A 12106-nucleotide genomic window follows, 5' to 3' on the forward strand; every position below is an offset into this window, starting at 1 on the left:
ATAATTATCTCTTCCTTAAATAACACTCAGTATTTTTAGAAAGACTAAGGTTTGGATTAAAAAATATTAAATTGAACACGATGCAATTTATTACTGATAATCCAGCTCATTTTAAGGAAATACTAACTCTACCCTATCCAAACGGAGTTATTTTTCTACTCAACAGCCACACTTATTTTACTCATTGATTCACAAGGAAGTGTATGAACCGTTCGTATAACATCGTCTGGAATTGCGCCAGAAATATGTACATCGTTGCCTCGGAGTTTTCAAAAGGAGACAGCAAAGTCAAATCCTGCGTACGCGCCGGAAGCGCGATCGCAACGTTTATCTTGTCAGGTGTTGTGAGTACCGCACACGCCAGTGACACGACGTTTGTTGCAGTCCCGGGTAATAACACCATCAGTGGTGAATATTCAACGACGAGCCCTAATACCTCGGCGGTATCCGCCTCTGGCTCTGATGTCATCGTCACCGATAACGGCGCCTTAACGATATCCACAACCGGGGATGCAGGCATGGGGCTATCCGTGTCGAATGGAGCGAAAATCACGCTCGATGATTCGGGTTCCACAATCCGCACTTCCGGGGAAGGCAGTCATGCGATAACCATTGTCGGTGATAACTCAGAAGCCATGTTGAACAACCTTACCGTTTCGACGGAAGGCGAGATCGCATCTGCCGCATTGTTTAGCTCTAATGCAAAAGGCACCATTGACGGGGGGAGCTATACGGCGACGGGAGAGGGTTCTTATGGTGTTGAGATATTGAATGGCGCAGACCTGACGATAAAAAACGCGACCATTACGACTTCCGGGTATGGCATGGCTCGGGCTATTGTTAACCGATATGCCACCCTTTCATTAGACAATGTGAATATAAACACCACGGGAGATTTTGGTAATGCAGGTATATATAACGACGGTGAATTGACCGGCTCAAACGTCACGATTACCACTACCGGAAGCCAGAGCTTTGGTATTCAAAACTATACCAACACATTTAATTTAGCGGCATCCCACGTTGAAACTTACGGTGAGCAGTCAGTTGGCATAATGAATACCGGACGCGCAGAACTCACTGACACTCATATCGTCACTCATGGGAAAAATGCTGACGCAATATCCTCTGACGGGGCAAAGAGCACATTCGTACTGAATAACGGTTCAACGATCGCGTCCGGAGAAAATTCGCGGGCAGTGGCGATGACTAACGGTGGAGCCCTTGAGGCGAACAGCACAGATATCACCAGCGAACAATCTGCTGCCATTGCCTTAGAAAGCGCCAGCAGCGCGACCGTCACCCACAGCAACGTTTCCGGTAGCAATGTCGCCTTCTCGTTCAGCGGTGGAAAAAATGTCGCTACGATTGACGGAGGGAGCATTACGGCAACCGCGTCAGGAGGGAGTGCTTTTGCGGTGGATTCCGGATCTGCCGATATTAACGTGAAGAATGTGCAAACGATGAACGCAGACAATCTGCTCACCGTGGCCAATACCACTGATGCAGTCACCCTTCGCGCTGAAAACAGCAAGCTGTCCGGCGCCGTTAAGGCCAGCGGTGATAACGTCAGCATGACGCTGGATGCGAACAGCCAATGGCTGCTGACGGCCGATTCCAGCGTCGGTAATCTTACCAGCAGCGGACGCATCACACTCGGCGATGAAAACGGCAGTACTGGTACACTCAATGTCGGTAATTTCACCCTTCTGGCTAACAGCCAAACTGATGTCTATCTTGACGCAAACGCGACCAGTGCGCCTATTGTCGCTCAGAATGCGACGCTTGATGGCACACTAAATATTACAGGTTACGGTAGTGCCAGCACGCTTTCCGCGGATAGCGCCTTCACGGTGATTGACGCTGAAAATGCAATCAATGGCAATTTTACCAACCTCACCGTCGCGGGCATGGCATCTGGCTCCGTTGACTTCATCACCTTTAGCGGCACCATTGATCCCGCCGACGTGACCAATTACGTCCTGACACCGTCATTAACCTGGTATGCCAGCCAGAACCCAGCGGCAACAGCGGCTCACGGCACATTCACTCTGAACAATCCTGACGGCAGCTTTACGCTGAGCACGGCGCTTGTCGATCAAAACGCCGAAGCCACGACCGGATGGGACGGAAAATCGCTGACCAAAGAGGGGCAAGGTACGCTGATCCTTAATGCCGCAAACAGTTACAGCGGCACAACGGATGTGAACCAGGGCACGCTCTGGCTGGACGAGGCTGGCGTTATCGGCGTACAAAACAGCGAGCAGGCCGTGAATGTCGCGGCAGGCGCCACGTTTGGCGGTTCCAACGGTGTGGTGAACGGCAATGTTAATAGCAAGGGTACCGTTCAGTTCAACGACACGCTAACGATCAATGGTGATCTGAGCAACGCAGGCAGCATTGTCAGCGGCAATATTGAGGGAACCAATGGTGCGACGACCGGCAACACGCTGATCGTAAACGGCGATTACACCAGCAACCAGGGTTCTGTGACGCTAAATACGCAGTTAGGCGACGACACGTCTCCAACCGATATGCTTAACATTACGGGGAATACGTCCGGGAACACCACCCTGTACATTAATAACGTTGGCGGTCAGGGCGCACTGACCCAAAACGGTATTGAAGTGATTCAGGTCGGCGGTGCATCAAACGGTACCTTTGTTCAGGGTAATCAGGTCCAGATTAACGCCTACGAATACCGCCTGTATCAGGACTCAGGGGACTGGTATCTTCGTTCCCAGGCCACGAGTGATAATGGCGACGTAACGCCTCAGTATCGTGCCGATATCGGTACATACCTCAGCAACCAGTGGCTGGCTCGCGATCTGCAAATGCAGACCCTGTCAGACCGAGAAGGCAGTCAGTTCAAATCGGAAAACGGCACGACATGGGCGCGTTTCAAAGCAGGTAAGAACCAGTCTACTGCAGCAGAGAGCAATATTGATATCGACAGCAACTACTCCCAGTTCCAGATTGGGGGCGATGTTGCCGCCTGGAACAACGGCGAACAAAGCCTGGTGGTCGGGGTTATGGGTAGCTATATCAACGCCAGCAGCGACAGCACTGGCAATAAAGGTGCTGACGGCAGCCGCTTTAGCGCTGACGGTAAAGTCGATGGCTATAACCTCGGAGTCTATGCAACGTGGTTTGCCGATGCCCGACAGCATCAGGGTTTTTATGTCGACAGTTGGTATCAGTATGGGATGTACCACAACAGCGTAGATAACGGTGACGTTGGCTCAACGGATTACGATTCAAACGCCAACGCCGTTTCGCTGGAAACAGGCTACCGCTACGATATCGCACTCGGCGACAACACGCTGAGCCTCACGCCGCAGGCACAGGTCGTCTGGCAGGATTACAGTGCGGATGATATCAAAGACAGCAGCGGCACGACGATTGATGGGCAAAACGGCGAAAGCTGGACCACCCGTTTAGGCCTGCGCATTGACAGCAAGATGAATAAGTCAAACGACGCGGTTATCCAGCCGTTTGCGGAGGCCAACTGGCTGCATACCTCTGAAGACACGGCAGTCAACTTTGGTGACACACAGATCAAACAGGACCTTCCTGCCGATCGTGCGGAGCTGAAAGCGGGTATTCAGGCAAATATGAGCAAGCAATGGAGCGTTATTGCCCAGGTCTCCGGACAGAAAGGTGATAATGATTACAGCGATGTAAACGGTAGCCTGAACGTGCGCTACAGCTGGTAACGCTGTATAAAGGGCCTGGCAGCTCATGCTGTCAGGCCCTTCATCATTCTAAAAAGGGGCTTATTTGAAGCCTTTCTTCTCTTTAATCAGCTCGTACGCTTTCTGAATTTCCTGCGCTTTTTGCTTCGCCATCTCCATCATTTCAGGCGGTAAGCCTTTTGCAACCAGCTTGTCTGGATGGTGCTCGCTCATGAGCTTACGATAGGCACGTTTGATGGTGGTCTGATCGTCAGAGGGTTTTACGCCAAGCACGTTGCAGGCATCTTCCAGCGTCGGACCACGCTGCGCCTGCTGCCAGGCGCCGCCAGAAGACTGCTGGTGATACCCGCCGCCAAACTGCGCGCCACCCTGCATCATGCGCAGGAACTGATCGAACTGCATACGGGAGATACCCAGCTCTTCCGCAATCACGTATAAAACATCGCGTTCGTTAGGGTGAAGCGAGCCGTCGGCGAAGGCCGCCTGAATCTGAATTTCCAGAAACATCCGAATTAAATCAAAACGGCCGAAGCAGATGCTGCGGAACTGGCGCATTTTTTCGCGAAGCGGGTAGTTATCGGATTTCCCAATGCGAAACGCATTTTGCGCCTCCAGGCGGGAGTCACCGTGCAGATTCATGCGATCCATAAAGACGCTGGCAATCTGAATATCGGCTTCCGTGACGCGCCCTTTGGATTTGGTTAAATGCCCCATCACCTCAAAAGTGGTGGAGAAAAAGAGTGACTGGCGCTCGCGCTGGTTGGCAAACCAGGCCATTTTACGGCTGCGCGCCTTATCAAACATATGGCCAATAATAAGCCCCAGCACTATTCCCCAGAACCCGGCACCCATGATGATGGCGAACGCAACGCCGATTATTTTACCCCAATACTGCATATACTCCCCGGATAGTCATATTCCTGGCCGACGCAACGTCATCATCACTGTGTTCAAGTCACGGTCAATTGAAGGACATCGCCTATAATTTGCTTTATCATACTCGTCATTCGATAGCGAGCCTAACACTCTGGCACGCAAACGGGCAGGATTAACGCTGGTACTGCGCAGATGAGTAAGATAGTCTCTGAGCGTTTGTAAGCCGTAGCCACTGATGACGGAACAATAAAATACAACGTATGAAAAAACGTATCCCCACCCTCCTGGCCACAATGATTGGCACCGCCCTGTACAGTCAACAGGGGCTGGCGGCCGATCTCGCCTCGCAGTGCATGCTTGGCGTCCCAAGTTATAATCGCCCACTGGTGAGTGGCGATACAAATAGCTTGCCGGTAACCATTACTGCCGACAGTTCAAAAGGGACTTACCCTGACAATGCCACCTTTACAGGCAATGTCGATATTAACCAGGGCAATAGCCGCCTGCAGGCAGATGAAGTGCAGTTGCACCAGAAGCAGCCGGAAGGTGCGGCCGAGCCGGTCCGAACGGTGGATGCGCTGGGTAATGTGCACTATGACGACAATCAGGTCATCCTGAAAGGTCCGAAAGCCTGGTCAAACCTGAATACCAAAGACACTAACGTCTGGAAAGGTGATTACCAGATGGTGGGTCGCCAGGGGCGCGGTGACGCAGACCTGATGAAACAGCGCGGTGAAAACCGCTATACGATCCTGGAAAATGGCACGTTCACGTCGTGTCTGCCGGGTTCAAATACCTGGAGCGTGGTCGGGAGCGAAGTTATCCATGACCGCGAAGAGCAGGTCGCAGAGATCTGGAACGCCCGCTTCAAGGTGGGTCCGGTCCCCATATTCTACAGCCCTTATCTGCAGCTTCCCGTGGGTGACAAACGTCGCTCCGGTTTCCTGATCCCGAATGCCAAATACAGCACCACGAACTACTTTGAGTTCTACCTGCCGTATTACTGGAACATCGCGCCTAACATGGATGCGACGATCACGCCGCACTATATCCACAAGCGCGGTAACGTCATGTGGGAGAACGAGTTCCGCTATCTGACCCACGCCGGTGCGGGTCTGATGGAGCTGGATTATCTGCCGTCGGATAACGTTTACAAGGACGACGCCAGAAACGTTTCTGGTGATAACCGTCACCGCTGGCTGTACTACTGGCAGCATTCCGGGGTGATGGATCAGGTGTGGCGCTTTAATGTTGATTACACCAAAGTCAGCGATTCGGCTTATTTTAATGACTTTTCGTCCAAATACGGCTCGAGTACTGATGGCTATGCTACGCAGAAATTCAGCGTAGGCTATGCGGTGCAGAGCTTTGATGCAACCGTCTCGACCAAGAAATTCCAGGTGTTTTCTGACCAGTCCACGCCTACCTATGGTGCTGAGCCACAGCTGGACGTCAACTGGTACCAGAATGACGTAGGTCCATTCGACACCCGGATTTACGCTCAGGCAGTGCATTTCGTTAACACGAATTCGGATATGCCTGAAGCCACGCGTGTTCACCTTGAGCCGACGATCAATCTGCCGTGGTCTAACGACTGGGCAAGCCTGAATACCGAAGCCAAGCTGATGGCGACTCACTATCAGCAAAAAAATCTTGATAATTACAACTCCACTAACAGTGCGCATCTGGAAGAGTCGGTCAACCGAACGCTCCCTCAGTTTAAAATGGACGGCAAGCTGATTTTCGAGCGTGATATGGCCCTGCTGGCGGATGGTTATACCCAGACGCTTGAACCGCGTATGCAGTATTTGTACGTGCCATATCGCGACCAGAGCAACATTCAGAACTACGACTCCTCTTTACTGCAGTCTGACTATAGTGGTCTGTTCCGTGACCGTACCTACGGAGGTCTGGACCGTATCGCCTCAGCGAATCAGTTAACGACCGGCGTCACAACACGTGTTTATGATGATGCAGCCGTTGAACGTTTTAACGTTTCTGTGGGTCAAATCTACTACTTCACAGAGTCTCGCACGGGCGATGACAATATTCAGTGGGAGAAAGACAACAAAACGGGATCGATAGTTTGGGCGGGAGATACCTACTGGCGTATGACTGACCGTTGGGGCCTGCGTGGCGGTGTGCAATATGACACTCGTCTCGACAACGTTGCTAACAGTAGTGCCGCCATAGAGTATCGTCGTGATGAAGATCGCATGATTCAGGTAAGCTATCGCTACGCTAGCCCGGAATACATTCAGGCAACGCTACCGAAAAGCAATGACCAGAACAGCATCAACTACTGGAAATCACCGCAATATTCGGATGGTATTTCTCAGGTCGGTGCGGCAACGAGTTGGCCTATCGCCGACCGTTGGTCAATCGTAGGCGCTTACTACTTTGACACTAACGCCAATAAAGCTGCTGACCAGATGGTAGGTCTGCAATATAACTCCTGCTGCTACGCGCTGCGTGTCGGTTACGAACGTAAGCTTAACGGCTGGGAAAACAATCAGAGCAAATACGATAACGTGATTGGCTTTAACTTCGAGTTACGCGGCCTGAGTTCCAACTACGGTCTGGGTACGCAGAAAATGCTGCGCTCGAACATTCTGCCTTACCGCAGTTCCTTGTAATGTGCTTGATTTGCAACGTAATCCGCTTTGCGGTTAATTGAAATGGAAAAAGTATGAAGAACTGGAAAACGCTGCTGCTCGGTGTCGCTATGGTTGCGAATACCAGCTTCGCGGCCCCCCAGGTTGTTGATAAAGTCGCTGCTGTGGTTAACAACGGCGTCGTGCTTGAAAGTGACGTTGACGGTCTGATGAAATCGGTGAAGCTCAATTCGGGCGAAGCGGGTCAACAGCTTCCGGATGACGCCACGCTGCGCCACCAGATCCTGGAGCGTCTGATCATGGATCAGATCGTTCTTCAGATGGGGCAGAAAATGGGTGTGAAGGTTACTGACGAGCAGCTCGATCAGGCGATCGCTAACATCGCGAAGCAGAACAATATGTCTTTAGACCAGATGCGCAGCCGTCTGGCCTATGACGGCATCAGCTACGCTACCTACCGTAACCAGATCCGTAAAGAGATGCTGATTTCGGAAGTGCGTAACAACGAAGTTCGTCGCCGCGTCACTATCCTGCCTCAGGAAGTAGACGCGCTGGCAAAACAGGTGGGTAACCAGAACGATGCAAGCACAGAGCTGAACCTGAGCCACATTCTGATCCCACTGCCAGAGAACCCTACGTCCGATCAGGCTGCGGAAGCAGAAAGCCAGGCACGTTCAATTGTCGAACAGGCGCGTAACGGCGGTGACTTTGGCAAGCTGGCCATCACCTACTCCGCAGACCAACAGGCGCTGAAAGGCGGCCAGATGGGCTGGGGACGTATTCAGGAGCTGCCATCCCTGTTTGCTCAGGCACTGAGCACGGCTAAAAAAGGCGATATCGTCGGTCCAATCCGTTCAGGCGTGGGCTTCCACATTCTGAAAGTGAACGATCTGCGCGGCCAGAGCCAAAATATCTCCGTTACCGAAGTTCACGCTCGCCACATTCTGCTGAAGCCGTCACCAATCATGACTGACGATCAGGCGCGTGCGAAGCTGGAACAGATTGCGGCAGATATTAAGAGCGGTAAAACCTCGTTTGCGAAGGCAGCAAAAGAGTTCTCTCAGGATCCTGGCTCTGCTAACCAGGGTGGCGATCTGGGCTGGGCAGCGGCGGATATTTACGATCCTGCCTTCCGTGACGCGTTGATGAAGCTGAACAAAGGCCAGATCAGCGCGCCGGTCCACTCTTCGTTTGGCTGGCATCTGATCGAGCTGATGGACACCCGTAACGTTGATAAAACGGATGCAGCACAGAAAGACAGAGCCTACCGCATGCTGTTTAACCGTAAGTTCTCTGAAGAAGCAGCCACCTGGATGCAGGAACAACGCGCCAGTGCTTACGTGAAAGTGCTGAGCAACTAATGAAACAGCATCGTGTTGTTATCACGCCCGGCGAACCCGCCGGGATTGGGCCTGACCTCGTTGTCCAGCTTGCCCAGCGCAGCTGGCCAGTAGAACTGGTTGTCTGCGCCGATGCAACACTGTTACAAGACCGGGCAGCGCTGCTCGGTCTGCCTTTAACGCTCATCCCTTACGTTGAAGGTCAACAGCCTGCACCGCAGCAAGCCGGTACCCTCACCCTTCTTTCTGTTCCCCTTCGTACGCCGGTCATTCCCGGCCAGCTCAGCACGGAAAACGGCCACTATGTCGTTGAAACCCTTGCGCGCGCCTGCGACGGTTGCCTGAAGGGCGAATTTGCCGCCCTGATTACCGGCCCCGTCCACAAAGGCGTCATCAACGAAGCGGGTATACCGTTTACCGGTCATACGGAGTTCTTTGAAGAGCGCTCGCACAGTCCGAAAGTGGTGATGATGCTGGCGACGGAAGAAATGCGCGTTGCGCTGGTGACCACCCATCTGCCGATCAAAGCGATTCCGGATGCGATCACGCCTGAACTCCTGCGCGAGATCATCGGGATTTTGCATCACGATCTGCAGACAAAATTTGGGATCCCGCAGCCGCATGTGCTGGTCTGTGGCCTGAATCCGCACGCCGGCGAAGGCGGGCACATGGGTACCGAAGAGATCGACACCATCATTCCGGTACTCAACGAAATGCGGGCGAAGGGGATGAATCTCAGCGGTCCGCTGCCTGCTGATACCCTTTTCCAGCCGAAATACCTGGATAATGCCGACGCCGTGCTCGCGATGTACCACGATCAGGGCCTGCCCGTGCTAAAATACCAGGGCTTTGGCCGCGGCGTGAATATCACCCTCGGTTTACCCTTTATTCGAACGTCCGTTGACCACGGTACTGCGCTGGATCTGGCAGGCCAGGGGAAGGCGGATGTCGGCAGTTTTATTACGGCGCTTAATCTCGCCATCAAAATGATTGTTAATACTCAATGACTAATCGAGTCCATCAGGGCCACTTAGCCCGTAAACGTTTCGGGCAAAACTTCCTAAACGATCAGTTCGTGATCGAAAGCATTGTCTCGGCTATTAATCCGCAAAAAGGCCAGGCGATGGTCGAAATCGGCCCGGGTCTTGCCGCGCTGACCGAACCGGTAGGCGAGCGCCTCGACGAGCTGACCGTCATCGAACTGGACCGCGATCTGGCCGCACGCCTGCAAACGCACCCGTTCCTCGGGCCGAAGCTGACCATCTATCAGCAGGACGCCATGACCATGAACTTCGGCGAACTGTCAGAAAAAATGGGTCAGCCGCTGCGCGTATTCGGCAACCTGCCGTATAACATCTCCACGCCGCTCATGTTCCACCTCTTTAGCTATACTGATGCCATTGCCGACATGCACTTCATGTTGCAAAAAGAGGTGGTTAACCGCCTGGTTGCAGGCCCGAACAGTAAAGCGTATGGTCGTTTAAGCGTGATGGCGCAATATTACTGCAACGTGATCCCGGTACTCGAAGTACCGCCGTCAGCGTTCACACCACCACCGAAAGTGGATTCAGCGGTTGTGCGCCTTGTGCCGCACAAAACGAAACCGTACCCGGTAAAAGATCTGCGTGTACTGAGCCGCATCACCACTGAAGCCTTTAACCAGCGTCGTAAAACGATCCGTAACAGCCTCAGCAATTCCTTCACCGTTGAGGTGTTAGCTGAGCTTGGGATCGACCCGGCAATGCGTGCGGAGAACATCTCCGTAGAGCAGTACTGCAAGCTGGCTAATTACATCAGCGAAAATGCGCCGCCGAAGGAGAGTTAAGCCATGATTGATTCGCCCCGCGTATGTGTCCATGTACAAAGCGTTTATGTTGAATCACAGTCCTCACCGGATGAAGAACGTTTTGTCTTTGCTTACACCGTGACCATTCGCAATCTGGGGCGGACGCCCGTGCAGCTGCGCGGTCGCTACTGGCTTATCACCAACGGCAATGGCCGCGAAATCGAAGTCCAGGGGGAAGGTGTGGTCGGTGAACAGCCTCATATCGCCCCTGGCGAAGAGTACCAGTACACCAGCGGCGCGGTGATTGAAACGCCGATGGGTACCATGCAAGGCCATTATGAAATGGTCGACGTCGATGGCAATGATTTCCGCGTTGCCATTCCGGTGTTCCGTCTCGCCGTAACCACACTCATTCATTAATCTAATGTCTACATATCTGATTGGCGACGTTCACGGTTGCTACGATGAACTGATCGCATTATTAAAACAGGTCGACTTTACGCCAGGACAGGACACACTCTGGCTGACGGGCGATTTAGTCGCGCGTGGCCCCGGCTCCCTTGAAGTATTACGTTTCGTCAAATCGCTAGGCGACAGCGTGCGCATGGTGCTGGGCAATCACGATCTGCATCTGCTGGCGGTGTTCGCCGGGATCAGCCGCAACAAGCCTAAAGATCGCCTCACCCCGCTGCTGGATGCGCCAGATGCCGACGATCTGATTAACTGGCTGCGCCGTCAGCCGCTGCTGCAGGTCGACGAAGAGAAAAAGCTGGTCATGGCGCATGCCGGGATCACGCCACAATGGGATCTTGAGACGGCGAAAACCTGTGCGCGTGACGTTGAGGCGGTGCTGGCGAGCGACTCCTATCCTTTCTTCCTCGATGCCATGTACGGCGATATGCCGAACCACTGGAGCGAGGATCTCAGCGGTCTGGCGCGTCTGCGCTTTATTACCAACGCCTTCACCCGCATGCGTTTCTGCTTCCCGAACGGACAGCTGGACATGTATTCCAAAGAGACGCCGGAGAGCGCGCCCGCTCCGCTCAAACCGTGGTTTGCCATTCCCGGGCCGGTGACCAGCGAGTACAACGTGGTATTTGGTCACTGGGCTGCACTGGAAGGAAAAGGAACGCCAGAAGGGATCTACGGCCTGGATACCGGATGCTGCTGGGGCGGAGAGTTAACCTGCTTACGCTGGGAAGATAAAACTTACTTTGTTCAGCCGTCCAACCGACAGCTGGACTTAGGGGAAGACGAGGCGGTTGCCTCCTGATATGCACTTCCCTCTCCCGGCCGGGAGAGGGAAAAAATCACTTAACGACGTTCCAGAATCTCGAAGCAGTAGCTGTGGGAGTTCTGTGCATCCGCGTCGTGGAATTCACTAAATACCGATTCCCACTCGTCCGGATCGTAGTCAGGGAAATGGGTATCCCCTTCCACTTCCGCATCAATGTGGGTCAGATACAGCTTCTGCGCTTTTGGCAGGAACTGCTCGTACACGCGCCCGCCGCCAATCACCATGATCTCTTCGGCATTGCCGCATGCAGCAATCGCCTCGTCGACTGATTTTACCCATTCGACGCGATCGTCAGTGCCCGGTTGGCTGCTGATAACGATATTTTTACGGCCCGGCAATGGACGACCAATCGACTCCCAGGTCAGGCGGCCCATCACTACCGGCTTGTTTAACGTAGTACGTTTAAACCATGCGAGATCGGCAGGCAGGTTCCACGGCATGGCATTTTCCATACCGATAACGCGGTCCACCGCCAGCGCTGCAATCAGACTGATCAT

At 53.2% G+C, this 12106-nt stretch carries 9 protein-coding genes; 7 read left to right on the forward strand and 2 right to left on the reverse strand.

Annotated elements, in window-relative coordinates; genetic code table 11:
* Positions 1–203 precede the first annotated feature (203 nt).
* Positions 204–3716 (forward strand): autotransporter outer membrane beta-barrel domain-containing protein, encoded by a 3513-nt coding sequence (locus N6P30_RS02500; RefSeq protein WP_023293306.1) that lies wholly within the window; start codon positions 204–206, stop codon positions 3714–3716.
* A gap of 60 nt (positions 3717–3776) precedes the next feature.
* On the opposite strand, the gene djlA is transcribed toward N6P30_RS02500, so the two are convergent.
* On the reverse strand, positions 3777–4592 hold the full coding sequence (gene djlA, locus N6P30_RS02505; RefSeq protein ID WP_008502016.1) for a co-chaperone DjlA: 816 nt from the start codon (positions 4590–4592) through the stop codon (positions 3777–3779).
* 239 nt (positions 4593–4831) lie between these two features.
* Here djlA and lptD point away from each other — a divergent pair, with 239 nt between their 5' ends.
* The 6 genes from lptD to apaH are packed head-to-tail and all read left to right on the forward strand — an operon-like array spanning position 4832 to position 11585.
* Positions 4832–7207: an LPS assembly protein LptD gene (lptD, locus tag N6P30_RS02510; RefSeq protein WP_023293307.1), complete on the forward strand. Its 2376-nt coding sequence runs from the start codon at positions 4832–4834 to the stop codon at positions 7205–7207.
* A gap of 53 nt (positions 7208–7260) precedes the next feature.
* Entirely contained in the window at positions 7261–8547 is a 1287-nt protein-coding gene (gene surA, locus N6P30_RS02515; protein WP_008502018.1) for a peptidylprolyl isomerase SurA, read from the forward strand.
* Complete coding sequence (pdxA, locus tag N6P30_RS02520) at positions 8547–9533, forward strand: 4-hydroxythreonine-4-phosphate dehydrogenase PdxA (protein ID WP_008502019.1); 987 nt, start codon at positions 8547–8549, stop codon at positions 9531–9533. Before surA ends, pdxA begins: the two co-directional genes overlap by 1 nt.
* Entirely contained in the window at positions 9530–10351 is an 822-nt protein-coding gene (gene rsmA / locus N6P30_RS02525) for a 16S rRNA (adenine(1518)-N(6)/adenine(1519)-N(6))-dimethyltransferase RsmA (protein ID WP_008502020.1), read from the forward strand. Before pdxA ends, rsmA begins: the two co-directional genes overlap by 4 nt.
* Before the next feature lie 3 nt (positions 10352–10354).
* Positions 10355–10732 carry a Co2+/Mg2+ efflux protein ApaG gene (apaG, locus tag N6P30_RS02530; RefSeq protein WP_008502021.1) on the forward strand — a complete coding sequence of 126 codons (378 nt, stop codon included), beginning with the start codon at positions 10355–10357 and terminating at the stop codon, positions 10730–10732.
* A gap of 4 nt (positions 10733–10736) precedes the next feature.
* The gene (gene apaH / locus N6P30_RS02535; RefSeq protein ID WP_021240549.1) at positions 10737–11585 is read left to right on the forward strand and encodes a bis(5'-nucleosyl)-tetraphosphatase (symmetrical) ApaH; all 849 of its coding nucleotides are present in this window, start codon (positions 10737–10739) and stop codon (positions 11583–11585) included.
* 41 nt (positions 11586–11626) lie between these two features.
* Here apaH and folA read toward each other — a convergent pair whose 3' ends face one another.
* Positions 11627–12106 carry a type 3 dihydrofolate reductase gene (gene folA, locus N6P30_RS02540; protein WP_008502023.1) on the reverse strand — a complete coding sequence of 160 codons (480 nt, stop codon included), beginning with the start codon at positions 12104–12106 and terminating at the stop codon, positions 11627–11629.

Origin of the sequence: Enterobacter sp. PL1 (assembly GCF_945957325.1) — a bacterium.
GTDB classification, from domain to species: domain Bacteria; phylum Pseudomonadota; class Gammaproteobacteria; order Enterobacterales; family Enterobacteriaceae; genus Enterobacter; species Enterobacter roggenkampii.

What these genes read in the sequence shown, in the direction of transcription:
- N6P30_RS02500 (WP_023293306.1), top strand. Translation starts at nt 204, where the DNA reads ATGAACCGTTCGTATAACATCGTCTGGAATTGCGCCAGAAATATGTAC.
- apaH (WP_021240549.1), top strand. Translation starts at nt 10,737, where the DNA reads ATGTCTACATATCTGATTGGCGACGTTCACGGTTGCTACGATGAACTG.
- rsmA (WP_008502020.1), top strand. Translation starts at nt 9,530, where the DNA reads ATGACTAATCGAGTCCATCAGGGCCACTTAGCCCGTAAACGTTTCGGG.
- lptD (WP_023293307.1), top strand. Translation starts at nt 4,832, where the DNA reads ATGAAAAAACGTATCCCCACCCTCCTGGCCACAATGATTGGCACCGCC.
- pdxA (WP_008502019.1), top strand. Translation starts at nt 8,547, where the DNA reads ATGAAACAGCATCGTGTTGTTATCACGCCCGGCGAACCCGCCGGGATT.
- surA (WP_008502018.1), top strand. Translation starts at nt 7,261, where the DNA reads ATGAAGAACTGGAAAACGCTGCTGCTCGGTGTCGCTATGGTTGCGAAT.
- djlA (WP_008502016.1), bottom strand. Translation starts at nt 4,592, where the DNA reads ATGCAGTATTGGGGTAAAATAATCGGCGTTGCGTTCGCCATCATCATG.
- folA (WP_008502023.1), bottom strand. Translation starts at nt 12,106, where the DNA reads ATGATCAGTCTGATTGCAGCGCTGGCGGTGGACCGCGTTATCGGTATG.
- apaG (WP_008502021.1), top strand. Translation starts at nt 10,355, where the DNA reads ATGATTGATTCGCCCCGCGTATGTGTCCATGTACAAAGCGTTTATGTT.